Annotated in this window: 19 protein-coding genes and 1 pseudogene; 6 read left to right on the top strand and 14 right to left on the bottom strand. The window is 57.9% G+C overall.

The window, feature by feature from the left end; translation table 11 throughout:
- Positions 1 to 2: 2 nt before the first annotated feature.
- Genes mads5 through mads1 form a run of 5 tightly spaced genes read right to left on the bottom strand, consistent with a single transcriptional unit; the run spans position 3 to position 5,637 of the window.
- Entirely contained in the window at positions 3 to 1,403 is a 1,401-nt protein-coding gene (mads5, locus tag ICA15_RS20435) for a methylation-associated defense system restriction endonuclease subunit S MAD5 (protein ID WP_102717868.1), read from the bottom strand.
- The gene (gene mads4 / locus ICA15_RS20430) at positions 1,400 to 2,056 is read right to left on the bottom strand and encodes a methylation-associated defense system protein MAD4 (RefSeq protein ID WP_102717869.1); all 657 of its coding nucleotides are present in this window, start codon (positions 2,054 to 2,056) and stop codon (positions 1,400 to 1,402) included. The genes mads5 and mads4 overlap by 4 nt, the downstream gene beginning before the upstream one ends.
- The gene (gene mads3 / locus ICA15_RS20425) at positions 2,053 to 3,390 is read right to left on the bottom strand and encodes a methylation-associated defense system AAA family ATPase MAD3 (protein ID WP_102717870.1); all 1,338 of its coding nucleotides are present in this window, start codon (positions 3,388 to 3,390) and stop codon (positions 2,053 to 2,055) included. The genes mads4 and mads3 overlap by 4 nt, the downstream gene beginning before the upstream one ends.
- Positions 3,387 to 5,429: a methylation-associated defense system DNA methyltransferase MAD2 gene (gene mads2, locus ICA15_RS20420; RefSeq protein WP_210554487.1), complete on the bottom strand. Its 2,043-nt coding sequence runs from the start codon at positions 5,427 to 5,429 to the stop codon at positions 3,387 to 3,389. Before mads2 ends, mads3 begins: the two co-directional genes overlap by 4 nt.
- Positions 5,422 to 5,637 (bottom strand): methylation-associated defense system helix-turn-helix domain-containing protein MAD1, encoded by a 216-nt coding sequence (gene mads1 / locus ICA15_RS20415; protein ID WP_039570240.1) that lies wholly within the window; start codon positions 5,635 to 5,637, stop codon positions 5,422 to 5,424. Before mads1 ends, mads2 begins: the two co-directional genes overlap by 8 nt.
- A 593-nt stretch (positions 5,638 to 6,230) precedes the next feature.
- Here mads1 and ICA15_RS20410 point away from each other — a divergent pair.
- Together ICA15_RS20410 and ICA15_RS20405 are read left to right on the top strand one after the other, a co-directional pair.
- Entirely contained in the window at positions 6,231 to 7,259 is a 1,029-nt protein-coding gene (locus ICA15_RS20410; RefSeq protein WP_224450899.1) for a hypothetical protein, read from the top strand.
- A gap of 106 nt (positions 7,260 to 7,365) precedes the next feature.
- The gene (locus ICA15_RS20405; RefSeq protein ID WP_210554486.1) at positions 7,366 to 8,772 is read left to right on the top strand and encodes a DUF2252 domain-containing protein; all 1,407 of its coding nucleotides are present in this window, start codon (positions 7,366 to 7,368) and stop codon (positions 8,770 to 8,772) included.
- Positions 8,773 to 8,785: 13 nt separating this feature from the next.
- Here ICA15_RS20405 and ICA15_RS20400 read toward each other — a convergent pair whose 3' ends face one another.
- Together ICA15_RS20400 and ICA15_RS20395 are read right to left on the bottom strand one after the other, a co-directional pair.
- Complete coding sequence (locus ICA15_RS20400) at positions 8,786 to 10,648, bottom strand: hypothetical protein (protein WP_210554485.1); 1,863 nt, start codon at positions 10,646 to 10,648, stop codon at positions 8,786 to 8,788.
- A gap of 96 nt (positions 10,649 to 10,744) precedes the next feature.
- On the bottom strand, positions 10,745 to 11,431 hold the full coding sequence (locus tag ICA15_RS20395) for a hypothetical protein (RefSeq protein WP_210554484.1): 687 nt from the start codon (positions 11,429 to 11,431) through the stop codon (positions 10,745 to 10,747).
- Between the two features lie 375 nt (positions 11,432 to 11,806).
- Between ICA15_RS20395 and ICA15_RS20390 the strand changes: the two genes are divergently transcribed.
- Together ICA15_RS20390 and rimJ are read left to right on the top strand one after the other, a co-directional pair.
- Positions 11,807 to 12,178 (top strand): DUF6124 family protein, encoded by a 372-nt coding sequence (locus ICA15_RS20390; RefSeq protein WP_210554483.1) that lies wholly within the window; start codon positions 11,807 to 11,809, stop codon positions 12,176 to 12,178.
- A 271-nt stretch (positions 12,179 to 12,449) separates the two neighbouring features.
- A complete protein-coding gene (rimJ, locus tag ICA15_RS20385; protein ID WP_210554482.1) occupies positions 12,450 to 13,037 on the top strand; it encodes a ribosomal protein S5-alanine N-acetyltransferase in 588 nt (195 codons plus the stop codon).
- Between the two features lie 62 nt (positions 13,038 to 13,099).
- On the opposite strand, the gene ICA15_RS20380 is transcribed toward rimJ, so the two are convergent.
- Together ICA15_RS20380 and ICA15_RS20375 are read right to left on the bottom strand one after the other, a co-directional pair.
- A complete protein-coding gene (locus ICA15_RS20380) occupies positions 13,100 to 13,933 on the bottom strand; it encodes a phosphatase PAP2 family protein (RefSeq protein ID WP_210554481.1) in 834 nt (277 codons plus the stop codon).
- On the bottom strand, positions 13,930 to 14,601 hold the full coding sequence (locus ICA15_RS20375; protein WP_210554480.1) for a histidine phosphatase family protein: 672 nt from the start codon (positions 14,599 to 14,601) through the stop codon (positions 13,930 to 13,932). Before ICA15_RS20375 ends, ICA15_RS20380 begins: the two co-directional genes overlap by 4 nt.
- A 251-nt stretch (positions 14,602 to 14,852) precedes the next feature.
- Here ICA15_RS20375 and ICA15_RS28725 point away from each other — a divergent pair.
- Together ICA15_RS28725 and ICA15_RS28720 are read left to right on the top strand one after the other, a co-directional pair.
- A pseudogene (locus ICA15_RS28725) lies at positions 14,853 to 15,866 on the top strand (methyl-accepting chemotaxis protein); the annotation flags it as partial.
- A gap of 42 nt (positions 15,867 to 15,908) precedes the next feature.
- The gene (locus ICA15_RS28720; RefSeq protein WP_411959666.1) at positions 15,909 to 16,772 is read left to right on the top strand and encodes a methyl-accepting chemotaxis protein; all 864 of its coding nucleotides are present in this window, start codon (positions 15,909 to 15,911) and stop codon (positions 16,770 to 16,772) included.
- 258 nt (positions 16,773 to 17,030) lie between these two features.
- Here ICA15_RS28720 and ICA15_RS20365 read toward each other — a convergent pair whose 3' ends face one another.
- From ICA15_RS20365 to ICA15_RS20345, 5 genes are all read right to left on the bottom strand, one after another.
- The gene (locus ICA15_RS20365) at positions 17,031 to 18,404 is read right to left on the bottom strand and encodes a DUF1329 domain-containing protein (protein WP_210554478.1); all 1,374 of its coding nucleotides are present in this window, start codon (positions 18,402 to 18,404) and stop codon (positions 17,031 to 17,033) included.
- A gap of 149 nt (positions 18,405 to 18,553) precedes the next feature.
- Positions 18,554 to 20,512, bottom strand: coding sequence for a DUF1302 domain-containing protein (locus tag ICA15_RS20360; RefSeq protein WP_150604122.1), 1,959 nt, complete (start codon positions 20,510 to 20,512; stop codon positions 18,554 to 18,556).
- Positions 20,513 to 20,559: 47 nt separating this feature from the next.
- Positions 20,560 to 21,849, bottom strand: a complete 1,290-nt coding sequence (locus ICA15_RS20355) for a phospholipase (RefSeq protein WP_210554477.1) — start codon at positions 21,847 to 21,849, stop codon at positions 20,560 to 20,562.
- A 237-nt stretch (positions 21,850 to 22,086) separates the two neighbouring features.
- Positions 22,087 to 23,655, bottom strand: coding sequence for an FGGY-family carbohydrate kinase (locus tag ICA15_RS20350; protein ID WP_210554476.1), 1,569 nt, complete (start codon positions 23,653 to 23,655; stop codon positions 22,087 to 22,089).
- Positions 23,656 to 23,675: 20 nt separating this feature from the next.
- Positions 23,676 to 25,268, bottom strand: a complete 1,593-nt coding sequence (locus tag ICA15_RS20345) for a glycerol-3-phosphate dehydrogenase/oxidase (RefSeq protein WP_210554475.1) — start codon at positions 25,266 to 25,268, stop codon at positions 23,676 to 23,678.
- Between the last annotated feature and the right edge of the window lie 5 nt (positions 25,269 to 25,273).

Below are 25,273 nucleotides of genomic sequence, written 5' to 3'. Positions count from 1 at the left end.
TTCTAAGCATGCTCCTCAATCGCTCGCTCAACCGCTAACCTGGCTTCACGCTCAAGATTTAGCGCGTCGCTTCTCAGCTCTGACACACGCAGCCCTAGCTTGCCAATTGTTTCCGCCAACGTAGGTGAAAGCTCCGGAATTACACACGCACTAATCTGTCGTACGTCCAGATGTGGAATCGATGTACCAAAAGTACGCGCTTTCAACTGCCTAAGCCCGTATTCGGATGACAGAAATACGAATAAGAAACCAGCTTGAATTTCGCTGTGGCAGTTGATCCGAATCGCATCCTCAGATACAGCTCCACCAATGATGTCGCCATAGGGAAGAACGGGCCTTCCAATGACACCCTGCAACTGACCAGACCGAGGGATCAGCAACGTACTCCGCCCAACAACATATGGCGCGGCCAATCGCCGAGGTAGGTAATAGGACGGTTCGGGGTCATTCCAAAATATGGCTGATGTACCAAAAAGAGGGACGCCTCCAGAATCCGCATCTAGGACAATACGCTTAAAACGATTTGGCTCTTGAATACCGCGCGCTATCTGCCCTATGGACGTTGTAGCCAAACCGCAATCGCGAATTGCGTCAACTACATCAGAGTGATATCGGCTGTGGAAAAAACCATCACAGCGCCTCTGGAGAGACGATGCTGGGACAGATGAAGTGGAAAACGGGGTCACTGAGCCGCAAGACTCAATTACAGGTAAATTTGCTGCGGCCAAAAAATCACTCATCGCTTGGCTGAGACATCTACCTGCCTCATCACGCAATACTGCGGCCTCGGAAATAAGCGAGTGAATGGATCCTTCAATATCATCCCCGAAACGAGGAACCGGTAGCCCTGCTATATGTTCGGGCTCAATGTGCTGAATGATGGCACCGTAGGTTCCTGACACCACGAGCGGGACGCCATAGCGGCTAGCCAAATAAGCGTATAGGTAGCCAGGAAAAATGCGATCTAGTTTAGGAACCACGCGCAACACATGCTCTGAACACGCCATTCCAGACGTATCCTTGCTGACATAGGTCATTCGACCGATCGTTCCCGAGCGCGTAATAAGCGTCCACTGCTCACCAAGCTTGAACTTCGGATTTTTAGCCACCTGACGCTTTGCAATTAATGGCAGATGCGAAAGATCTGCGCAGAGAATGTCCGAACTGCCTAAGAATGGAACACCAAACTCGGGATCATCGACCCAAAGCCTGCCTTCGCGCCCAGCATGGAAGATATCATCGGTAAGATCTGCCAACTTTTCTGTCTGAACCGATAATCGACTTAAAGCATCCCGGGCCTCCAACGCACCGGACATGTAGGGGTTGCAATCTAATCGTCGCCCGCCTTCATCCAGCCAGCTGGATCGGACGATGCGCGCGTTCTTAAAACTCGCGAAAGTCATGGAGAGACCTCCAATGGAAACCACGCCAGGAACGCTTCGTGCATCTCGACAAATGCCGCGTCTGTGCATCCTTTGATCGAAATATGCTCCGCAAGCTTTTGATAAATCGCCGAAGAACGGGGTTGACGTGTTTGCTTCATGACCCACTCTGCCGCCTCTTTTGGCCGAGGCGGCTTAGCAATGCCAAGTGGCCACCAGCCACTATCGGCTAGATGTTGGCGCAGGGGCTTGTCTTCCTTGTAGCGAAGCGCGTCCGCTACTTGTGGTTTGTCTTGCCACAGCCAGTTCTCTAACTCCGGATCAATCGCGATAACCTTGACCGCATTCTCAGACCAGCCACTTGCCACTAAACGTGCCGTGATGCGCTCAACAATGGCGATCTTGCCCGGTGACCCTTCCCACTCACAATCCAGAACCACCAATGCACAGTGGTGACTGTTTTGGTAGGGACGTAGCAGCTCATGGCCCTTGGTATACACGCCTGGATCGTTCCCGCCCTCATCGACAAGCAGGTCAGCACCGACATCGGTGTTTATCTCAAAGGGCGCACAGCCAAGACTCAGATTCCATCCGTCGCGATTGAAATAGCCTCGGAAGGTAGCGGCCATGTTGCTATCGGCGACCAAGATGACACAGGGGCGTTTGTTCATCATCCCAGCACCCCCGCCGCAAAAAGGCTACCAAGATCAATACCACCACGCCATTTTTGCAAGCGCGGGTGATCGATACCCGAAAGCATCTCCACGCCTCCTTCGCTAGCGAGCCTGGCGCACAACAATTGTTCCAGCTTGGCGCGAGCCAATACCACAGGTGAGTGCGATGACACCCATACCTGACTGTCGTACATCGATGAAAGCGATTGCAGAACGGCCTCAATGGCGCGCGGATGAATACCGTTCTCAGGTTCCTCGGTCACAAGGATGGCAGGGTGTTTACTAAGGTAAGGCAACAGCGTCAGAGTCAGGATGCGTAAAGTACCATCAGACAAACCGAGTGATGGCACCTTGAAATCGCCCTTGTAGCTGACCACGAAGTATGCGTGGTGGTCGTCTTCGCGCTCACGCACATCAATGTCGGTCACCTGCGGCAATGCGGTTTGCACATGTGCAATCCAGTCGGCATAGCGTTCACTGCGGAATACCGCTGGGGCGCCCTCTGTTGCGCCCTCTCGCTTTAGCTCCAGTGCAAGCCAGGGAATATTGCGGCCATTGGCCGTTATTACCTTGGGTTGCCCCGGCGGGCTGGCTTGGCGCATGGCCGACCAGTCGGGCTCCAGAAACACTGCATCAGTGGTCAGCAAACCGTGCAACCAACGGGCAGCAGGATAGCCCGCCTCGGACTCGAACAGCACACGAGGCATGGCAAGCAGTGTTTCAGGCAGACCTACTTTGGCAGCGCTAGCCTGCGGCGTCTCGGGCGTAAACTCAGAATCGTAGCCAATCTCGCGCTTAAGCGTCAGGTGCCAGTGCTTCTTACTGCCAGCAGAAACTCCATGAAAACCTGCTTGACGGCGGTCAGGCCCGTCCGATTCAGGAAACATGAACAGGTACTCATAAGCCACCTGCAGAGCCTGATCGGCACCGATCCGCAAGCCAATCTCATAACGAATGTGGGTTGGCCAGCGACGGCGATCTTCCTGCAATACCTGACGCGACCGCTCCGTTCGCTTTCTAACAAACATGCCTTCAAGCACCCTAGATTGCACATCGTCCGGAAGACGCGCCTCAACAGCCAGCGAAAAATCGCTGCCGCGTCCAGCAAAGACGAGTTCATTCAGATTACCCGCACGAGGGGGCAGCTCAGGGCGGCGCTCCATGAAGGGAGCGGAGACATTTGTAGCACGTAGCAAGTCGCCGAACAGCACCGGAAGATCTAGCAGCGTGGTTTTTCCCGAGCCGTTGGCACCGACCAGTACCCGAAAGTCACCGACATCAACGCCCAGGTGTTCAAAGCAGCGATAGCGTGTAGCCTCAAGTCGCGTGATCATTTGCTGGGCTCCGGGTGTTTGGCACGGAACTCGGCATAGGCCTTAGCGATTTCGGGCAGGTCATCGTCTAGGATGCGCTCTTTGCGATGAAGCGTACGTACATGAAGGCCCCCACCGATACGGACTTTCTCTTCGTGACTAACATCTATGAGTATTTCTTCACCATCAGGGTGACGCTTGTACAGTGTGTTGCCACGGCGATCGAAGCCGACCTTATCAGCTACTGCCATAAACACGGGATAGTCCTTTTCCTGACCCAAATCCTCTGCCTGAATGACTTCCGCAGGCTTACGCTTGATGAACAGTAGACTGGTGAGAATGTTGACGTTTGCCTCGACGATGAACGATTCCACTGGCAAGTCGATGCTGGCTAGCACCCAGCAATGGCGAAGAATCCAGTAACGGATGTACTCGTCACCAGGGTTGCCCAAGATTCCATCAGGCAGAACGATGCCCGCTCGGCCTCCCGGCCTGAGCCATTTCACGCAGCGCTCGATGAACAAGACTTCCGGTGACACTGCTGGCTTTATGGCGTTGGTCATCACAAAACCATCGCCTTGTCGCTCCCAACGGCGGGCTAGCTCATACTGCTCAAGGATGGTCTTTTCGGTAACGGGAATGTCAGAACCGAACGGTGGGTTGGTCATCAAGACATCAATCGTACCGAGCGGGATAGACTCTCTCGCTGCCTGAACGCCCGGGAGATGTCCCACTGGGAACTCCAGCGAGTTCATGTGATAGAGGTGGCCCAGCGAGTTGCCTGCCATCATCACGTTCATCTGAGCAGCCCTTACCAGGAAAGGGTCGAAATCAGCACCGAACAGGTTCTTGGCTGCGTAGTTGGCCAGCCGATCTCGGATGGATAGGAACTCTTCAGTGTTCTCATCGCCTGCCTTGATGCGCTTTTCTTCGTGGAAGACCTTGTTCAGGTAGTTCAGAGTCTCAACCAGGAAGCCCCCCGTACCGCACGACGAATCCAACACACGCTCGTGCTCTTTAGGTGCGAGCATCTTAACAACGAGACTGATGGCCCCTCGCGGTGTGAAATACTGGCCGCGATCTCCACGCAGGTTAGTTCCTACGATCTCCTGATAGGCAGCACCTTTGGCATCAACATCAGTACGCCCGAAGTCGTAACGAGCCAGCTCCGAGACAATGAAAGCCAATGCCCGGTCGGACAGAGTAATTTCTTCATTCCCCTTGAACAGGCCGTCATACTTCTTCTTCACTCGCTCAAAGAGCGGCTTGATCCGTAGGCGAATAGCTTTCTGGCCTTCCGTATCAAAAGGCTCGAAGGGGCCTACGTAGAAACCTCGAGCCTCATTGGGCTGCTGTTCGTCATACATCTTGCAAAAGATGAGGTACAGGAACTGCCAGAAAGCGGCGTCCTTGGGCATACCCTCGTTACCATGAATGTAGTTATGGCAACGACGAAAAGCGGTACGCAGCATCACTGGATCTGCACGGCGCATCCGCCCCATGGAGCGACCTTCAACACTGAAGGAATCATCTCCCAATGGCCAGTCACCGATGGGCTTGAACTTGGTATCGAAGCGGGTGACCTCCTTCTTGAAAAAGAAGAACTCCAGTCCATTGGTCCACAGCCCGTAATCGCAGCTATCGACCTCAGCCATCACGGCCTCCAGCACCTCGAACTCTTTGCGCGCCTCTTCTGGATCACGCATGCGATAGGCCCCCTTAGTACCGATCTTGGGCTCTTTCTCAATCACCACAGCACGGTAAAGGTTGTCTAAAGTGTGCGCCTGGCCCGGCTTAAAGATCGCGATGTCGAGCTTGCGATTCTTGCCCAGCACCTTGACCTTGAAGTCGGGCTCCATGTCTTCGGCCGCGATTCCGTACTCATGGATGATGGCGCGCGCAATGCGCTGGCGAACCTTTTCTTTGTCGCTGTCTTTCACCGGGTTGCCGGTGATGTAATCAAAGACCTTGCCCTCTTCGAGCGCGCGCTCTGGCGCTTGGGATTCTTGATCAAGGTCGCTCATGTCATTGCTGTCCTGTGTGGAGAGCTGCTTAGGCATTGCGCGGCTCCTTGTTGTCAAAGTCATCAGTACTCGCAGCGGCACCGCCTTCTCGCACCCAGGTGTCCACGTCTTCCTTTTTGAATTTCCAGAAGCGCCCAACCTTATGCCCAGGCATGCCTTTAGAGGTCACCCAGGTATAGATGGTGTCTTTGGCTACGCCTAGGTAATCGGCGATTTCATCGACGGATAGCCAGCGGTCGTCCATAGCAAAGCCCTAATTGCTGTATAGGTATTAGAGGGGGAGCTTACACGTAGTCAAACCTGCCTGCATGGGTTAGGCAGGGTTAGGTAGGGTAAAACCTAGTAAGCCCGCCTTTCACCCGCCCCAGAGCGGAAGTGATGATCTAGGTTTTACCCTGATCCACGACGATTGCGACCGCAGCGGCGGCGATGCTGTCGCGGGTGAAAGTTAGTTGCCTCAAGTGGATCTCAAACTACCGGCCCTATTGCATCGACAACCCCTTCTCCAGAGTGAAGTCATTAGGCATGGCAAAGCTTTAACCCGTCGCACATAGCACCGAGGAGCTTGAACCAGGATAACGGTAGCCAAATCGATGCCGACGAAAGCCATGACTGTGGGACGATTCATATTTCGGCTTAATTCACTAACCGCGCTGCGATCAGGCCGTGCATCCGAGCCCGGTCGTAGGTTCGGAAAGACTTAGGGAAAAGGTATTCCAATCGGTATTCCACAGAAAAACTTACACCTATAAAGCTGATTTAAATCAAATATCTATAACCAAGGTTCAAATCCCCCCGGCCCACCAACTCAACAACAAAGCCCGCCCAGTGTGGGCTTTGTCGCATCTGAAGATCGGGATTGATCAACAGCCCCGTTGGACGCGCGTGCCGCCCCGCATCTATGCTTCGGAGCACTCTGGCAATAATCCAAGGAATCTCATGAATATCTGGCTCGGCGCCGCACTGGCTGCTCTACTTTCTCTGTCTGCCCACGCCGCGACTACCGACATCCCGCCAAGAATCCAGCAGGTAAACTACAAAAGCGGCTATGGCAGCGTGCAGTTCAAACAGTCGATCAAGGGCTATAAAACGGCGGAGTACAAACTCAATGCCAAGGCTGGGCAGATACTGACGGTGGACTTCAAGCCCACCAATACCTCGGCCTACTTCAACATCACCGCCAAAAATTCTGATTACGCCCTGTTCAACGGTTCGATGGCGGGCAACCACTTTCTCGGCTCACTGCCCGCCGATGGCGAGTACACCGTGCAGGTCTATCTCATGCGCAATGCTGCCCGGCGCAATGAAGTGGCCGACTACGAGATTTCACTGATCCTCGCCAACGGCGACGCTGTGGATAACAACCCCGCCTTCGACCAGAACCTGGAGCTGCTGGGCATCCACTTTCATGTAAAAGCGGATCAGGTCGATGGCAAATCCATCGTGCGCATCGAACCCAAGGGCCTGGAAATCGACAACACGGTGCAGACCCGTACGCTCAACGGCAATATCGTCCGCGCCGAGATTGGCGACCTGAATAACGACGGCTCACCCGAGATCTACATTTTCACCCGTATGCCCGGGCGCGGCATGCCGGGCGAACTGATCGCCTATTCCGCCAACAACAAAAAATCCCTGAGCGAAATCTACCTGCCGCCCATCAGCGAAAACCCGAAAATCGCCGACGGATATCAGGGTGAAGATTCATTTGCCGTGGTGGAGAACACGCTCGTGCAGCGCTTCCCTGTTTACAACAGCGCCGACGCGGGTGCCGGCCGGACGGGGAAGATGCGGCAGGTTCAGTACAAGTTGGTGGCGGCAGAAGCAGGATGGATTTTGCGTGAGGACAAGGTGACGGAGTATTGAGCGAGACGCTTTTCCAGTCGACAAGACAGAGCACGCTGCAACCTGGCGGATAAACCCCAAAAGCGCTTCTACACTCACAGCGCCCACTCCGCCAGAAAACGCCGCCATGAACACCCTGAAAGACCGTATGCAACTGGGCAAGGACGCCCGCAAGAAATGCCCGCGCAATGCTCAAGCCTCCACGGGCAAGATGAATCGCGACCCGATTCCGCTGATCAAGGCGTCAAGTCAGGGGCGTGTCGAGTCGCTGGTCGAGTTGCGTTACGGGCGCATGCTGGAGTCGCCCTTCAAATTCTTTCGTGGCAACGCGTTGTTGCAGGCTCATGATTTGTCGGGCACGGCGAACATGGGGCTGGTTTCGCCGATTTGTGGTGACGCTCACTTGCTGAATTTCGGTGGGTTCGCCACGCCTGAACGCAATCTGCTGTTCAGCCTCAACGATTTCGATCAGGCCCATCCCGGTCCGTGGGAGTGGGATCTGAAACGGCTGGCGGCAAGTTTCGTGATCGCTGCGCGGGACTTGCGCCATGGTGAATCGGTCGAAGAGTCAGTCTGCCGCGACATGATCGGTGCCTATCAGGCAACGTTGTTTGAGTGCGCCGAGCAAAGCTCAATGGAGACTTGGTACGAGTCGATTACCCACACGGATCTGCTCGCGCAGGCGAGCAAAAGTACGCTGGAGCATGTGGAGCGCGCCATCGAAAAAGCCGAGCGGCGCACTCACGTCCAAGGGCTGCCAAAGATCATTGAGCGCGACGCCCATGGGCGTCTGATGATTCGCGATGACTTGCCGGAAATTTTCCATCTGCACAAAAAAACTACGTTGCTGGATGCCGAGGATGACTGGCTGCGGTTGGCCGATTGGCGGCCTCTGTGTGACACGCTCATGCGCGAATATCGCGGCACGCTGCAACCCGACCGTCGCGAACTGTTGTCGCGTTTTCATGTGCAGGATCTGGCATTCAAAGTGGTCGGCGTGGGCAGTGTCGGCATGCGGTGTCTGGTGGTGCTGTTGACCGACGATCAGCAATTCCCGCTGTTCCTGCAATTCAAGGAGGCGCGGCGCTCAGTGCTCGCTGACTACGTCAAAAGCAAATCGCGGGTGCGCCACGAAGGTCAGCGCGTGGTTGAAGGTCAACGCTTGATGCAAGCGGCCAGCGATCTGTTTCTGGGCTGGACCACCGGGCCCAATGGTCGGCACTTCTCTGTGCGGCAATTGCGCGACATGAAGATTTCCGCCGAACTGGAAACCTTCGACGCCGAGACTTTTGCTGCTTATGGCCGGGTTTGCGGACGCGCCCTGGCCCGCGCGCATGCCAAAGCGTCCGGGCTCGCCGCGCAGATCAGCGGCTATATCGGCAAGGGCGATGCGCTGGCAGATGCCTTGCTGAAATACGCGAAAAGTTACACCGCGCAGAACGAAAGCGACTTCGAACGCTTTCAGATAGCGTGTCGCAAGGGCCGGTTGCAGGCACGTACGGAGGCTGATTTCGCTGCCGATCACGTGCCTTGAGCCGAAACCACTTCTACCACGACACCGCCTGTGCAACTTGATCCGCTTCAGCACTGGACCGACTATTGTCCGTGACAGGAGCCCGCAGCATCGACCTTTGTTCTTTGCGATCGACGATCCAGAACGTCATTTTCGTCGGTGTTTTACGCACGGCACCCGAGACAGGTTTTTTGCTGGAATGATCTTGTTCTTCCGGCAGCGGTGCCACCTCGAACTCCCACTTCTGGCCGATTACCGAGACGCCTTCATGCACAGCCGACCGGGGTGAGAACTTAGCCTTACGTATACCTGCGGCTTGCAGCCCCAGAGTTTTCGACATGAAGGAACGAAGCGTCAGTTCCAGCTCCTGCTCGGAGGATTGTGGCATGCCTACTGTCAGGCCGATTTGTGCCCCGCTCTGCAGGTTTTCGTAGTAGAACCGCCCGTGTGTGTCCGGACGTAGACGGTAGTCACCCACGCGCAAGGGCAAATGCACGCCTTGGCGGTTGTTGACCAAGGCGTTTTCATCCTTCGGCACTGACCAGCCCAACGTTGCATCACTTTCCTGCCATTCAATCAGTTTGCGATTCAGTGCCACGGCGTCTTGGCTTCGTCCTTGGCGATAGGCGATGTCGGCGGCGTAATCCAGCGCATTGCGATAAAGAACATCATTGATGAAGGAATTCTCCCAGGCAGGCACGGCCAGACCCAGCGCTCGGCGGGCGGCGTCGAAGTTTGCGCGCCGATATTGATCCACGCCTATGTAAGTCTGCATCTGCGCAATCTCTTCCGGGAAATGCGCATCGGGCAATGCCTGCTCCGCCAGTTCAGCAGCCTTGGCTACGCCATTCGCAAGTGACGCGGCCACCTCGATATTCCGAATCTGCTCGGCCAGCGGTCGCTCACGAAACAGCGGCGGCGCACTTTGCCATTTCAACGCGGCAAACAATTGATGCATTTGCTCAGTGGCTTTGGCCTCGTCGTGTAATCCAAAGGTGACATCGATGTCCATGCGCCAGTCACCACGAAACGCCAGCCAATGAACATTGAGGCATTCCTCGCCTTCACATACCGACTGCTCTCCCCGCTTAAAAGAAGTCAGACCGTCGAACGAGAGATCGGGCATTGCCGTTTCGAGTGCGCTTGGCTTGTGCCGCTTAAGATAGGCATCCGCCGACTCTTGCCGCTCGGCTGCGCTCTGCTTGCGTTGAGCTTCGTCATAAGACAGGGCAATCTCGGCACTCAGGCGGCCGCCCGGCAACTCCTGTGTATAGAGAACAATAGTGTTGGAATCGCGTTTTTGTGCTGGCTCGAATTTGGTCAATTTCCACTGCCCCAGCATGAGGGGCATCGAGAAGTCAGCGAGGTCGTAGCGCAAGCGCGGTTCATCCGGCAACATGCGCCATAGACCGGGATCGGGACTGACGACCGCGAACAGCTTCCCTTGCAGGCGTGCGACCTCGGTTCTTTCACCCGCCATCATGCTCGCTTCGATGGCCTGACCCAGCCTGTGCGTGACTCGACTGTCGCGCCTGCTGGACCTCCCGCTATCGGCAGCTTGTTGCTCCCAGTGCGCAATCTGCTCTTCTGCGGCGCTGCGGGCCTCGTCGTATCGGGCCTGCTTGTACAGCAGATCAATCAGCAAGGCTCCAGCGTCAAGTTCTGTAAAGTCGAGCCCACCCCTTTTGCGACCGGCCAACATGGCCGCTCGGGCAGCGTCCGAGGCCTGTGCCAACGAGCCTTCGCGGTTCAGGCGTTGCGCCTCGCGCATCAGTCCGGCCGCGTCCGGCATTTGCGTCTGCGCATTTACGTTGGGCGTAAACCAAGCGGCCATGTTGGATACCAACAGGAGCGCGGCAAGAAAATGCCAGTGCCGGTTTGTTAGTGAACGGTTCATCTTTTCTCTCTGACACGTTTCTTATGGACGCAATCCAAAGGCATTGGAAGGTGCACAGTTCGGCATACGCATGGCACTTGAATCACAACGCCTGATTTACCGAGGCCGTTTCACCTGCCATGTCTTTATGGCGGGGTCTATCGGCAACCCTTTCTCTATTTCGGTCGGCGTTTGGCTGAGCGTCATACCGTTGCCACAGAACGCCGTGAATACATCTAGATTGAAACTGTAGAAGTCGACACTCGTTACCGTTTCACAGGCATCGCTCGCCACTATTTTTCGAGCGAATTTGACTCTCGACGACTGATAGGTGTCGTACCAATCTTTGAAATAGGCTTTGGACCGGGTCGCCGACGCGCCAGGATTGAGGATATGGCTGGCAACCCGGGCGTCGAGAGGGCCAGATGAGAAGCTTGAGTAGGGTTGGATATCTTCGGGATCAACGGCATAAAGACGGGCATCACCCAATCGCATGTTGAGCCTTACCACTTTCAATTCATCCTCTTGCGGATAAACCTTGTAGACGACATCCAAAGGCCCCAAAAGAGGACTCGAAGAGCGCTTACCCGTATAGATGAACTTTTCGTTTTTTTTCAGACTGAAGCGCTCAATTATCGAGTCGATGCGGTCAAGCCGCTTACGCTCTTCGAGGTCGCTCTGCGCAATCGCGACAGGCTTCAGATTCTTCAAGTCATCAGGGACCGGCATTACCTGAATCTGAACTTGCGCCTCGGCGCTACAGACTGCCGTAGCCAAGACCAAGGGAATAACCTGATTCAACATGCTTTCTACTCCTTGTAGAAAAATCTTCCGGGTGTTGCGACGCCTGATAGATATCAGAGGGAGATCTGAGCAGCACGCCAGAGAGGTCCGCCCTGACGATCGCCGCAGATGATGACTGCACGCAAAGCATCGCGCCATCAGTTCTTTGCAAAATATTATCAAAGAAGATTTCAGCTTATTCACGACCCTGGCAATTACTCTTCACGGCCCTCTTTTCCTACATTTCACGTCCTAGGAAATTTCCTTCAACACGCGTCGACTTTCATGAACTGGTGCACCAATTGCCACGGCGCTACCCTCCACGCTTCGCTGCCATCCAGCGGGCGGTTTGCCAGGCCGCATCCGCAGAGATCGTCCACTCCACGGAGCTACGTCATGAAAAAAATCACCCGACTCACGCTTGTCGGTCCGGTCCCGGCCGACGCGCAAACGCCCGGTCAGAAAACCCACGCCAGCGTCACCGGTTCAAACCAACGCAAACCCCGCCGTACGGTGCCGCTCAAGCAAATGTTCAGCGTGCGCGAAGATGTCGACACGATGACCCTGCTCACACATGCCACTGACCTTCTCGAATCCCTCGCGCTCATCAGCGCAAACTTTGCGGATGAGTGCGACGGCACCCAGCGCCATGTTGCGGTGGCAATCAAGCAGTTGAGTGCATTGGCCGAGATTGTGGTTTGCCGGGCACGGGATCAAGTAGTGCAACAGGGGTCGCCTGCTGCGCCGCCCCCTGAAGTGCGCCATTGATGGCTGAAGTGGGCGCGGAACGACCGCTGATCAGACCGGGTCGGAGCAGTTTATCGAGATGAATTTTTCTTCACTGCTGCGGCCCAGCCAACGTTGTAAAGTCCGCTTGCTCATTCAAGAAACTACGGTTCGCCCGCGGCTCTCCCGCGGGCTTTTTTTTGCCTGTTGTTTGGCTTCGAAGCGAAACAGGCTTCAACAAATCACAACCCGTTTGTGTTTTCCCCCGCACCGGGCAATTCTGTCCTTCGACAACCCCTGCCCGGAGCGCCCGATGCCGTTGCTCACCTTGCCCTGCCAACGCCTGACGCTCGCCATCCTTGCCCCGGATCAGGCAGAACTGGAAAGCGATTTCTATCAACGCAACCAGCGTCACTTGGCGCCGTGGTCGCCAATCCGTACGACTGACTATTTTTCCACCGCACAGATTCGCCGCCGTCTCGAAATCCAGGCCAGCGCCTTTGACGCCGGGTTGGCCATGCATTTCGCGCTGCTGAGCGTGGACGGCCAGCAAATGATCGGCGCCTGCAATTTCAGCGGCATCATTCGCGGAGCGTTTCAGGCGTGTTATCTGGGGTACCACATCGATCAGGCTCAGCAAGGTCAGGGCCTGATGCAAGAAGCGCTGGAAACCAGCATCGGCTACATGTTCGAGACACAGAACCTGCACCGGATCATGGCCAATTACATTCCCGGCAACGAGCGCAGTGCACGGTTGTTGGAGCGGCTGGGCTTCGAGCAGGAAGGCTACGCCAAGGCGTATCTGAACATTGCCGGACGTTGGCAGGATCACGTGCTGACTGCGTTGATCAATCCGGGCTTTGAAGCTCCGGATCAGCGCTGGTCACGGCGTCTGGCGTGAGATTCACAATTTGTTCAGCATTGGCGATTTATGGTCGGGCGGCATGCTGATTCAGTCGCGGCTCAATTGAACGGCATTTCCAGCCCTGACGAGGTTTGGGCGGGCAAACATTGTTCATGTTTCTGCAACACCGGTCTCTCCAACCGCGCCCGCCCATAAAATGCCAGCGCCGTCAGCAAACACGCCAACCAGACAAAGATTGCGGCCCAGAACGTGTGGGACATGTAGTGCCAGCCCTGCAGAACTCGCGTCGTGCCGTAGATGAAACCCAGCAACAACGAGCCCCACAACAAGGCACTGGAAAAGCGCCACCGATACCGGCGGCCCACAAAGTACAGCGCCAGCATGGTGAAGCCGCCGGAGGCATGCCCGCCCGGCCAGCAGCGGCCACTTCCGGCTTCATGGAACAGCTGGAAATTGCTGTACCACTCGATATGAGCCATTTTGCCGCCGTACAGCGTTGTCTCGATCGGGCAGTAAACGCTGGTGTGGGATTTGAGGAAATGGATCACGCCCGTGCAGACCGCAAACGCGACCACCACAAACAGAAAATCCCTACGGTGATCAGTGGTAAATCGCAGCACGGCAGCGACTTTGCTGCGCTCAAGAAATGCGCCAAGTCGCGGATGCTTCTGCGGATTGACCAGCGGCCAGACCACCGACAGCATGGCGCCGATCAGGGCAATTTCGGCGGTCCAGTTCGGAATGATCCGCGCCCATTTGTGAGTGATCTTTTCGAACAGGTGAATCTTGTCGAGCGGAAAGGTCTGGGTCAGCGGATCGAACAAAAGGTTGCTGAAGGCAATGTCGATGCGGGTCATGTCGAACAGTAAAAACACCAGCGCCGCGCAGGCCAGCGGGATGCCGAAGTTGTACGCGTAAAAACGAGAATTCATTGCGTGGTCACCGTGCGCCAGTCGGAGGCCTCAATAAAGCCGAGCATCTGTGGAACCGCCGGGTTGGCAGCGGAAACAAACAACGAAGCGCCGTAACCGAGGTCGGAGCCCGCTACTTTCAGATCTTTTTCCAGTTGTTCCATGCATTCGCTGTGCGTCACCAGAATCAGGTTGCGACCGGCGATTTTGTGGGCAAGCGCATCGCGCAACATGCGGCCCTTGCAGTTGATCAGCCAGTCGTCGCCAGTGGCGGCATGGTTGAACATGTAACCGGCGGTCTGCACGGTACGCATTGTCGGGCTGTTATAGATATCGACGTTAGTCAGACCCAGTTGCTCGAACTGCGCGCCGACGCTAACGGCTGCACTGCGAGACCGATCGGTGATGCCATCATGGCCGCTCAAACACGGCGCCCTGGAGTGATCGCAGCGCTCAACGTGGCGCACCAGCACGATCATGTCGCCCTTGGCCCATCCCTGCGCCAACGCCCGCGCGCCGGCGACATTGCCGTGGGCAAGGTCCGGCACTGCCGCCGGTGCGAGCAGCCACAGGGTCAACGGAATCACCAGCAGCGATGCCGCCAACACCACCCAGGTGTTTCGAAAACGCGCCAGACCACTCAGATCGATCGTGCGATTGACGCCAAACAGATTCAGTCTCAATTCCACAAAAGCCGCCTCGCCAGCATGCATCACTTGTCATTTGATGCGGCAAAGCTACAGACGCTGACGTGGGCAGCCAGTGAAACCCATGTGAAAAAAGTCTTGGGATGGCTTGTTACAAATTCTGTCCGACAAAAACCTTTCAGCTCTCGCGTTTGCTGCCGATACAGACCTGCTAACACCCTTGCTGGCTCAAAAAACAACAATCTTCCAGCTTACCGACGATCAAGAAACACAAGTTTCTGGAGGATATTGTGATGAATAGCTGGTTCGGCAACATCAGCGTGAACATGAAACTGGGCCTGGGCTTCGGCCTTGTCCTGGCATTGACCTGCGTTCTGGCACTGACCGGCTGGACCAGCCTGGGCGGCCTGATTGACCGTAGTAACTGGATGAGCGACATCACCCAGCTCAACTCCGGCCTGACCAAACTGCGCGTGGTGCGCCTGCAATACATGCTGACCAACGGCGACGAAACAGCCGCGCAGAATGTGCAGACCACCCTCGACGGTTTCGCCGCTCAACAGCAGAAGCTCATCAGCAGCTTCAAGAGCCCGGAAAACGTCAAACTGCTCAAGGAGCAGGCGGCGACAATTGCCGAGTACCAGACGTCCCTGAACAAAATGCGTAACGCGTATCGCACCGGCAACACTGCGCGCGACACCATGGGCGTCAACGCCGATACCGCATACAACCTGATCGAATCGATCAGCAAGCGCGTTCAGCAAATGGACATGAGCGAGCAGCGGTTCGAGCAGTTCCAGGCCATCAGTGCCGCAAAGGAAGCGTTCATCCTCGCCCGTTACGAAGTGCGCGGTTACACCGCCACCACCAACGCCGAAACCGAGCACAAAGCCATCGGCCAGATCGACGTGGCGATCGCCAGTCTCAAACAGCTGAACGTGCATTTCGCTGATACTCAGCAAGATGCCCTGCGTCAGCTGGAAACGGCGTTGACCAATTATCGCAGCGCGTTGATGGCTTATAAAAACGCCAACAGCGAAGCCGTGCAGGCGCGTAGGGAAATGACCGATCAGGGCGCCACCATCGTGACCCTGAGCGAGCAGCTGTATCAGATTCAGCTCGATCGTCGCGACATCGAAAGCGCTCAGGCGCGTACCTTCCAGTTGATCAGCACCCTGCTGGCCCTGCTGGTCGGCGTGATTGCTGCCGTCATCATCACACGTCAGATCACCCGCCCCCTGCGAGAAACCCTGGCCGTGGTCGAACGCATCGCCAGCGGCGACCTGACCCAGAACGTTACCGTCACCCGCCGCGACGAACTCGGTGTGCTGCAACAAGGCATCGCACGCATGGGCGTCACCCTGCGCGACTTGATCAGCGGCATCCGCGACGGCGTTACTCAAATCGCCAGCGCCGCTGAAGAACTGTCGGCCGTTACCGAGCAGACCAGCGCCGGTGTGAACAGCCAGAAGATCGAAACCGATCAAGTCGCCACCGCCATGCACGAAATGACTGCCACCGTGCAGGAAGTCGCGCGCAACGCCGAAGAGGCTTCGCAAGCAGCCGCTGCGGCTGACGGCGAAGCCCGTGAAGGCGACAAGGTCGTGAACGAGGCCATCACGCAGATTGAGCGTCTGGCCAGCGAAGTGGTGCGTTCCACCGAAGCCATGAGCGTGCTGCAACAGGAAAGCGACAAGATCGGCAGCGTCATGGACGTGATCAAAGCCGTCGCCGAACAGACCAATCTGCTGGCGCTCAACGCCGCGATTGAAGCGGCACGTGCCGGTGAAGCCGGTCGTGGTTTCGCCGTGGTCGCCGACGAAGTCCGTGGCCTGGCTCAGCGCACGCAGAAATCCACCGAAGAAATCGAAGGCCTGGTCGCCGGTTTACAGAACGGTACGCAGCAAGTCTCGGCAGTGATGAACAACAGCCGCGCCCTGACTGACAGCAGCGTCGCCCTGACCCGCAAGGCCGGTGCATCGCTGGAAAACATCACCCGCACGGTGTCGAACATCCAGTCGATGAACCAGCAGATCGCCGCCGCTGCCGAACAGCAAAGCGCCGTGGCCGAAGAGATCAGCCGCAGCATCATCAACGTGCGCGACGTGTCTGAGCAGACTGCCGCCGCCAGCGATGAAACCGCCAAGTCCAGCGTTGAACTGGCGCGCCTGGGTGGTCAATTGCAGCAGATGGTGAGCCACTTCCGCGTTTGAAGTTGATTCGCGCTGAAGCAATAAACCAATCGCGGGCAAGCCCGCTCCCACAGGGTTCTGAGTCGTTCACAAATGTTGTGTTCGACTCAGAACGTGTGGGAGCGGGCTTGCCCGCGATTGCGTTAGAACAGACACCTCAGAATTTCCCCGCCTTATGTAGGAGCTGCCGCAGGCTGCGATCTTTTGATCTTGTTTTTAAAACCAGGATCAAAAGATCGCAGCCTTCGGCAGCTCCTACAGGGGATGTTGTGTGGCGCTTTATCGGGTGCCGCGTTGGCGCAATGCCGACGGCATGAAGTACGCGTCCTCAGGCACAGGTTGGGCGAAGTCGACGGTTTCCGATTCTTCGTTGTCGAGGTTCTGCACGTAGTAACGGCGCGCCTGCAAGTCGTGGAAAACGTCGAGCGCACTCCAGGTGGTTGGCAGGTCGTAGAAGTTTTTCAGGTAGGCCATCGACACGCGCCACAACTCCCCTCGCCCGTCGTATTGATCGACCAGCGCAGCCCCCCAGCTGTCCTCATCCAGAAACAGCACGCGCTTGGAATAGATGTGTCGCGAACCGGGTTTGAGGTTGCCTTCCACCACCCACACGCGGTGCAGCTCATAGCGGGTGAATTGCGGGTTGAGGTGACCGGGGGTAAGCAGTTGCGCGTACTTCACGTCGGGGCTGGCGACTTTGTAGTTGTTGTAGGGGATGTAGATTTCCTGCTTGCCCTTGAGCTTCCAGTCGTAGCGATCCGGCGAGCCGTTGAACAGGTCGGTGTCGTCGGCAGTGCGCAGGCCATCGGACGAGGCGATTGGCGTGTCGTACGCAAGGTTCGGCGCGCGGCGCACGCGGCGTTGGCCGGCGTCGTAGATCCAGGCCTGGCGCGCATCCTTGAGCTGGTCGAGGGTTTCGTGCACCAGCGCTGCACCGCCCGCCAGCCGTGCCGGACTTTTCACAAATGCCACGTAGTAGAAGAGGATGTTTTTCAGGTCGGCGAACTGTCCGCCCGGACGGTAATAGTTGAACAGCGCTTCCTGCTGCGAGGTCACCAGCGCGAAGCTGCCGTTGCGCTGGACCGGCGCCTCGGAGGCACGGCGAACAACGTAGATGCCGCGGTAACGGGTGATGTGATTCCACAGCACTTCGACGCCATCCTTGGGCACCGGAAACGGCACGCCGCCATAGGCATCGGAGAACCCGCTGCCACCTTCGAGCAGCTTGGCCGAGGTCGCATTTTTCAGGGTGTTGTCGTACAGCCATTGCGGTGCAGAACCTGATCGACGCGAAGGATAGACCGGCATCTGGAAGGTGTCGGGGTAGCTGTTGAACAGTGCAATCTGGCCCGGGCTGAGATGGGGTTTGTACTGGTCGAGATTGGCTTTGGTGATGGTGAACAGCGGTTTGTCCGCCGCAAACGGATCCGGGTGATGCTGGCCCGGTTTGTAGCCTGCCGGGGCCTGAGTGATGCCGCCGGTCCAGGCGGGGATGGTGCCGGCGGCGTTGCCGGCACGCTCGGCGCCCATGGGGGTCAGGTTAGTTTTTAACTGCTCGGCTTGCTGGGGGGTGATGGCGGCCAGTGCAGTGCCGGCGGCCAAACTTAGCAACAACGCTAGTGATGTTTTTGTCAGCCTTGAAATGTGAAACATGATCTTCTCCAGAATGCAGAAACCTGTGGGAGCTGGCTTGCCAGCGATTACGGTGGATCAGCCACCATTGATGTCGAATGTGCTGCCGTCATCGCGGGCAAGCCCGCTCCCACAGGGGGCCGGGGTGCCGCAAGATTTGTTCTGGGCAATCAAAGGAAATACTTGAGGTTGAATCCGACGTTGTCGCGATCGCGAATGCCGTTGTTCTGCCCGCCGCCGTAGAACTCGGTGTACTGCAACTCGGCCTCGAGCTTGTTCTGGTAGTTGGCCTTGATCCCCAGCGTGTAGGCCTTGCGACCTTCGATGGTGTTGCCGGCCTGATAGCTGTTGCCCTTGAAATCATCCTTGTAGACGACGTACGGCGAAACGTTGACCCCGGCATACACGTCGTTCCACGTGCCGTTGAGCATCGCCGTGTAGCTGTAGGAATCGCGGTTGACCTGATCGTCACGCTCACCGCCGGACACATAGGAATAGTTACCGGTGCCGGCGTAGTAACGATTGCTGCCGTCGAAAGCGGTGTATTGCAGGTTGCTGCCGCGCAGGTGTTCGGAGGCCAGTTCGAAGATGCCGAACAGCGAGTCGAACGACCCGGTCGGACCGAAGTTGTAGATGGTGCCCAGCGAGGTGTTGAACGCTTCAACGCGCTCGGCGTTGTTGATCTGGCTGTCGAGGGTGACCATTTGCCCGCCGACATTGATTGACTGGCCCGTTACCGCCGCAGCCGCACCGTTGGCCAGATCGCCGATCAGGTCGTTGGTGGCCGCAACGCCGATGGGCAGGTTCGGTCGATAAGCCACTTCACCGAACACCGAGGCCTCGCCCAACGTGGTGTTGAAGCTGAAACCGTACATGCGGATGTCTTCGGCATAGCGCCGATGCGCCTGGATGTTGCCCATCACATCCGCCGTGGCCAGACCATCGGCGAGTGCCCCGGCCTGACTCCCGGCGACACCGGCGAGGAGGTTGGTCAGGGCGTTCATGTCGATGCCGTTATACCCACCCAGATCCGCCGCAATGGTCGGCTCCTTGGCGTGGTAGTTGACCAGGTACAGGCCAAACTCGGTGCTGTTGAGCTGTTCGGCGATGTAGCGAAAGGCAAAACCAAACTGGCCGTCGTTGCGCGCGTTGTAGTCCTTGCCGACGGACGCCACTTTGAGCGTGTTGCCGTACGCCGGGGTCACGCCGTTGGCGTACAACCCGGTGGATTGCAGGACCGGGCCGAGCAACGGGTTGTTGCCCAATGCGCTGTACAGACCGATGACGTTGCCAAATCCTGGCACGGGCGTGTCGAGAGCGGTACCGCTGAAATCGTTGTAGCCGGTGTTGCCACCGTCGGCGAACAGATCGGTTTGCGAGTAGAACGTGCCGACCGGATCGATGCGGGTTTCCTTCCAGTTGGTCTGGTAGAAACTTTCCAGGGTCAGGCTGTCAGTCAGGCCGATGTTGAAGCTCAGCGCCTCCACCGGCACCAGCACTTCCTTGACCTCGGCGCCGGGCAAACGGTACTTGGCCGCGTCCACCGGATTGGTGGTGTTGATGCCGCCGCGATAGAAAATCCCCTCGCCCCAGTTGAACACCTGACGGCCGACGCGCGCCGTCACCGGCATCTGCGCGACGTCCCAACTGCCGTGGACGTAAGCGTCGAGCATCTCGATACGGCTGCCGGCGATGTCGCGGGTCTGACTGGTGAAGCGGTCGTCCTGCGGGTAGCTCTGACTCGGTTGCGACGGGTTGTTGTTGCGGTAGTAATCGTTGCGCTTGTCCATCAGTTGGGTGTCGTAGAACGCGGTACCGCGAACGAACAAGCCGTAGTTCTGATAGTTGGCCTCAAGCTCTGAGGTGATCTTGTACACCTCGGAAACCAGCCCGGTGTCGAAGTTGCGATTACCGTCGTTGGTGTTGACGTCATCGTTGGTTTTGTCGCGGCCCTGCACCCGCCACAAGCGACCATAGGACAAGGTCGTGTCAAACGAGCCAGTAACCTGTTTATCCAGCACGCTGAACTCGGCGGCCTGCACCCCGTCGACCGCGCAGAGTTGCAGCAGCCCTGCCAGGCCGACACCGGGTAGCGCCGCGCCGGACAGGCGCAATCGAGTACTGATCATCTATTCCTCCTTCCCTGTTTTTATTGTTTTTTGTCCTGCCGCGATGGCTAGGGCGCTAGTCCCGCACTGACATAAATCCGGCTGTGCGCGCCAAAATGGCCGAGCAGTCTGAACAGCTGTTGATTGAGTGCCGGATGGTCGAAATCTTCGCGACGCAACTGATTGCCGCTGCTGAAATCATTGGTGACCGGCGCCGTCTCCAGCCACTGGCCGATGGCTTCATCGAACGCGGCGGAGTCATCAACAGACTCAGCGCTGACCACCTCACGCAGGTAGTCCACGGAGTACGGCGGATACTGTTTGTCCTGGGAAAAATCGGTGTAAGCGTCGAGCATCGGATGCGCTTGCCCGGCGCGCAGCAAGCGTCGCAGCCAGGTCGATTGGTATTTCTCGACCTCCATATGCCGCGTCGCAACACGCTCGATTGACGCTTGTTTGTCGCCCGCAAAACCGGCCAGCGCCTTACCTTCCAGCAGCAGAAGATTGGCAAGATCGACGCCGGGCAACGGCTTGGCGTGATACGGCTGGGTCAGGTCCTGGACGTGGTGCAGGCCCCAGCCGAGAAAGCGATAGCCCCAATAGGGATGGCCGCTGGCAAACGCCAGTCGCGCCAGGCCCATGTATTGATACGCGCGCCAGTGCGGCCAACTGCGCTCGAGAAAACCGGCAGCGGCATACACCACCGGGCTCTCGTGGAAGAAGCCCATGTGGAAAGGAGCCTGGGAACTGTACTGAAACCGCGCATCGCCAAAAGGCTGCGGGCCGAAGCCGTATACCGCGCCGACTTCGCCCGGGTTGTCGCTGAACAGATTGATGTCGTGACCGTAATCCGGCTCGTCGGCAGCGCTGGCCAGCACCGCAAGGGGCGCGACTTTTTCGCCTTCAGCGACAACGATGAAGCGCTGCCGATTCCATGGCGAGAGGGTCTGCTCGACCATGACTTGCTCAGCGCTGAGGTGCTCGCGTTCGGGCAGATCCTTGCCCGGCAAAGGCTGGATCACCATCGCCAGATGGATCTGTGGATTGATGCGCAGCGCGGTGAAGAAATCGTGGCGCAGATTGTCCCCCGGCACGGCGGGCAATTGCAGATTGTCGGGGCGCGGAGGGTACTGGGCGAAGTGCTCGCGAGCGAAACTTTCCTGTTGCTCGAGCAGCGCAACCACGGCCGGATATTGCTGCGCAAGAAACTGCTCCAGCGGCTCGACTTCAATGTCTGAAGTGTCACGCAGCGCTGGCAAATCCTGCAACGCCAGGTAGCTGCCCACCGTATGGTTCGACCAGCCCCAAGCGCTCGGGGCCGTTGCAAAAAGCAGCAACAGGAGGAATGTCAGCTTCATTGCTTGTGATTCTTATTGGAGATGCCGTGGGGGATGAGCCTAACAACCGACCCCGCCGCTGACACTGTCCAATCTCACCAGAAAAGGTCTCCGATAGCGCCATATGAGAATCCCCGCGATTTGCCCCACTCCCCTGTAGGAGCTGCCGCAGGCTGCGATCTTTTGATCTTGTTTTTTAGATCAACATCAAAAGATCGCAGCCTTCGGCAGCTCCTACAGGGGGTTTGCGGTGTTCTGTCAGGCGGGGTAGCCGGTGATTTTCCGGATGCTTTGGTACAGCGGCTTGAGCTGGCGATACATGCGCAGGTAGACCTCTTTGTACAGTTGCTCGTAGATTTTTTGCGCCTCGGGTTGCGGCATGAATACCGCGCCCACCCGGGTCATCGCCGCGATTGCGGTAGGGAAATCCGCATGCAGTCCCAACCCCACCGCGCAGCAAATCGCCGCGCCCAGGCCGGACGCTTCGTACACGTGCGGACGCTCGGCGGGCAGGCCAAAAATGTTCGCCGTCAGCTGCATCGCCGCATCACTTTGCGAACCGCCGCCAGCAACACGCAGCCGTTTGACCGAAACCTTCGAACGCCGCTCGATGTTCTCCAGGCCCTGGCGCAAGGCATACGCCAACCCTTCCAGAATCGCCCGGTATATATGCGCGCGGGTGTGCACATCGCCGAAGCCGATCATCGCGCCTTTCGCCTCCACGCCCGGCTCGCGAATGCCTGGCGACCAGTAGGGTTGCAGCATCAACCCCATCGATCCCGGTGGCACCGCATCCACCAATGCATCGAACAATTGCTCGGGCTCGATGCCCTGCTCCTTGGCTTGCTGCATCTCGCGCAAACCGAACTCGTTCTTGAACCAGCTGACCATCCAGTAGCCGCGATAAATCATCACCTCGCAGTTGAATTGATCCGGCACCGCCGACGGATAAGGCGGGATCAGCGGGACGATTTCCAGATAGCGCGAGCGGGTGCTGGTGATCGTCGCCGTGGTGCCGTAGGACAGGCACACCGTGCTCGCATCGACCACGCCGGAACCGACCACCTCGCAAGCCTTGTCGGCCCCCGCAGCAATCAGCGGCAGCCCTTCGGGAATTCCGGTGTGGCGGCTGGCTTGCGCGGTGATGTAGCCGAGGGTTTCACCGGGTTTGTACAGGGTCGGCAGTTGCTCGGGGCGCACGGCCAGGGCCTGCCATTTCCAGTCACTCGGCGCGGCCCACTTCAGGCGTTTGAAGTCGAACGGCAAGTAGCCGACGCAACACCCCACCGAATCGACAAAGCGCCCGCACAGGCGATGGGTGAGAAACCCCGAAAGCAGCAAAAACTTGTCGGTCGCCGCCCACACGTCAGGTTGATGCTTGGCGATCCAGTTGGCCTCGGCCTGGGCGCGAAAATGGTCCACGGTGGCCTGCGCGCCGACCAGTTTGAACAACCAGCCCCACGGCCCTTTTATCCCGCCTTCGACCTCACTCTGGCGTTGATCGAGCCACAGAATCGCCGGGCGCAACGGTTTGCCTTCGGCATCGACATTGATCACCGTGCCGCGCTGTGTGGTCAGGGAAACGCCGGCAATCTCTGAGCGATCAATGCCGGTTTGTTGCCAGACTTGCTGGCAGGCCTCGCCGAGTTTCGCCCAGTAATATTCCGGGTCTTGCTCGGCCCACCCCGGTTGCGCCGAGTAATAGGCCTGCAGCTCGACTTTGCCTTTACCGAGCAAATTACCCTGCAAATCGAAGAGCAGCGCGCGCACGCTTTGGGTGCCGTTGTCGATAGCCAGCAGGTAGCGCTTGTTCGGGTGGTTATCCATGGAGCTCTCTTCAAGGGGCATCAAGGCGTGGCATCCGGCAAACCGTGATGGCGTTGCCACAACGCCTGATAACGCTGTAATTCATGCTGCCAGTATTCGTCGCTCCAACCCAGTCGCGGCTGACAGAGCTGGCGGATGGCGGCGAAATAATCTTCGCCACCGCGTGGCAGCAACAGGCCCAGTCGGGTGCGGCGCAGCAGCAGGTCATCAAGGTGCAGGACCATTTCTGCTTCGCAGGCAAAGGCCAGTTCAGCCCACAAGGTGTCGGTGTTGCCGACCGTGTCGTGGCCCAGTTCCGTGAGCAGTTGCGCCAGCCTTGGCAGGTCCCGGCCATGCCGGCCAGCCAGACGTCGCCACTGCTGCGCGCCAAGTCCCGCGATCGCCAGCGGCGGCACGGCGGCGAACACCGGCGCGGCGTCATCATCAAACGGCCGATCAAGCATCGCCGCGCAAGCCTTGAGTACTTCGATGGCTTGCGGGCGAAACGTCGTCAGTTTGCCGCCGGCCAGGGTCACGCAACCCGGCTCTTGCCACAGCACGTGCTCACGGGTTTCATTCGAGGGTTTGTCTTGATTCGCCCCCGCGCCACCGACCACCGGACGCACGCCCGACCAGGTCGATAGCACATCGGCGGCAACCACTTCGGCGCCGGGGAACTGTTGCGTGCAAGCCGCCAACAAATAGTCGAGTTCTTCAGCGCTGATGCTCGCGCTTTGATCCAGATTTTCGTGATGATCCAGATCCGTGGTGCCGACCACTGTCGCGCCTTCCCACGGAAAAACAAACACCGGTCGCCGATCACGCTCATGCAAAAAGGTGAACGCCTGCGCCACCGGCAGTCGCCAGCCCGGCAACAACAAATGACTGCCGCGCAACGGGCGCAACTGCCGTGGTGCCTCGGCTGGTCGTAGGCGTTCAGCCCAGGCGCCGGTTGCCACGGCCAGCACGCCGCAGCGCAATTGCAGGGACGCGCCAGCCTCGCAGTCCTCAACCTGAACCTCGCGCACGCGCCCGTCCTCACGCAGCAGATGCTCAACGCGCACGCCGTTTAGCACCACCGCGCCGTCGGCCCGCGCCTCGCTCAATACACGCATCACCAGCCGCGCATCATCGGTCAGCGCATCGACAAAACAGGTGCCGCCGAGCAGTTCGGTTTCCTTTACCCCCGGCGCCAGATATCGCAGTTGCTGCGCGTCATGAAAACGGTGGCTGCGCCGCCCGGCCAGAGCGTCGTACACCGAAAGCAAACCACCCAATACCCGTGGCCCGGGAAAGCCGCCGCGATAGTGCGGCATCATGAAACTCATCGGCTCGACCAGCCCCGGCGCCTCGTCAAGCAGGCGCTGACGCTCGCGTACCGAGTCGCGGGTCAATCGCCATTGACCCTTGGCGATGTAGCGCAAACCGCCATGGACCATTTTTGAAGATCGGCTGGACGTGCCCCAGGCAAAATCGCGCTGCTCCAGCAGCAGGCAGCGCCAGCCACGGCGCGCGGCTTCACGCAGGATTCCGGCGCCACTGATACCGCCGCCGATGACGATCAGATCCCAGGTCTGATCGGCCAGCGTCGGCAAAACCTGCTGGCGCCACGCGGCGTTCCAGTGCGCAGTCATGGCCG

This window comes from Pseudomonas sp. P116, assembly GCF_020149425.1.
Lineage (GTDB): Bacteria > Pseudomonadota > Gammaproteobacteria > Pseudomonadales > Pseudomonadaceae > Aquipseudomonas > Aquipseudomonas anatoliensis.
The sequence above is the reverse complement of the archived record's forward strand: the minus strand, read 5'-3'. Positions and strand labels throughout refer to the sequence as shown.

Bases quoted from the DNA above. Each gene is read 5' to 3' on its own strand.
- mads4 (WP_102717869.1), bottom strand. From the start codon at position 2,056: ATGATGAACAAACGCCCCTGTGTCATCTTGGTCGCCGATAGCAACATG.
- mads2 (WP_210554487.1), bottom strand. From the start codon at position 5,429: ATGCCTAAGCAGCTCTCCACACAGGACAGCAATGACATGAGCGACCTT.
- ICA15_RS20395 (WP_210554484.1), bottom strand. From the start codon at position 11,431: ATGTTGAATCAGGTTATTCCCTTGGTCTTGGCTACGGCAGTCTGTAGC.
- ICA15_RS20355 (WP_210554477.1), bottom strand. From the start codon at position 21,849: ATGAAGCTGACATTCCTCCTGTTGCTGCTTTTTGCAACGGCCCCGAGC.
- ICA15_RS20390 (WP_210554483.1), top strand. From the start codon at position 11,807: ATGAAAAAAATCACCCGACTCACGCTTGTCGGTCCGGTCCCGGCCGAC.
- ICA15_RS28720 (WP_411959666.1), top strand. From the start codon at position 15,909: ATGGGCGTCACCCTGCGCGACTTGATCAGCGGCATCCGCGACGGCGTT.
- ICA15_RS20380 (WP_210554481.1), bottom strand. From the start codon at position 13,933: ATGAATTCTCGTTTTTACGCGTACAACTTCGGCATCCCGCTGGCCTGC.
- mads5 (WP_102717868.1), bottom strand. From the start codon at position 1,403: ATGACTTTCGCGAGTTTTAAGAACGCGCGCATCGTCCGATCCAGCTGG.
- ICA15_RS20350 (WP_210554476.1), bottom strand. From the start codon at position 23,655: ATGGATAACCACCCGAACAAGCGCTACCTGCTGGCTATCGACAACGGC.
- ICA15_RS20400 (WP_210554485.1), bottom strand. From the start codon at position 10,648: ATGAACCGTTCACTAACAAACCGGCACTGGCATTTTCTTGCCGCGCTC.
- ICA15_RS20345 (WP_210554475.1), bottom strand. From the start codon at position 25,268: ATGACTGCGCACTGGAACGCCGCGTGGCGCCAGCAGGTTTTGCCGACG.
- rimJ (WP_210554482.1), top strand. From the start codon at position 12,450: ATGCCGTTGCTCACCTTGCCCTGCCAACGCCTGACGCTCGCCATCCTT.
- ICA15_RS20360 (WP_150604122.1), bottom strand. From the start codon at position 20,512: ATGATCAGTACTCGATTGCGCCTGTCCGGCGCGGCGCTACCCGGTGTC.
- ICA15_RS20365 (WP_210554478.1), bottom strand. From the start codon at position 18,404: ATGTTTCACATTTCAAGGCTGACAAAAACATCACTAGCGTTGTTGCTA.
- ICA15_RS20405 (WP_210554486.1), top strand. From the start codon at position 7,366: ATGAACACCCTGAAAGACCGTATGCAACTGGGCAAGGACGCCCGCAAG.
- mads1 (WP_039570240.1), bottom strand. From the start codon at position 5,637: ATGGACGACCGCTGGCTATCCGTCGATGAAATCGCCGATTACCTAGGC.
- mads3 (WP_102717870.1), bottom strand. From the start codon at position 3,390: ATGATCACGCGACTTGAGGCTACACGCTATCGCTGCTTTGAACACCTG.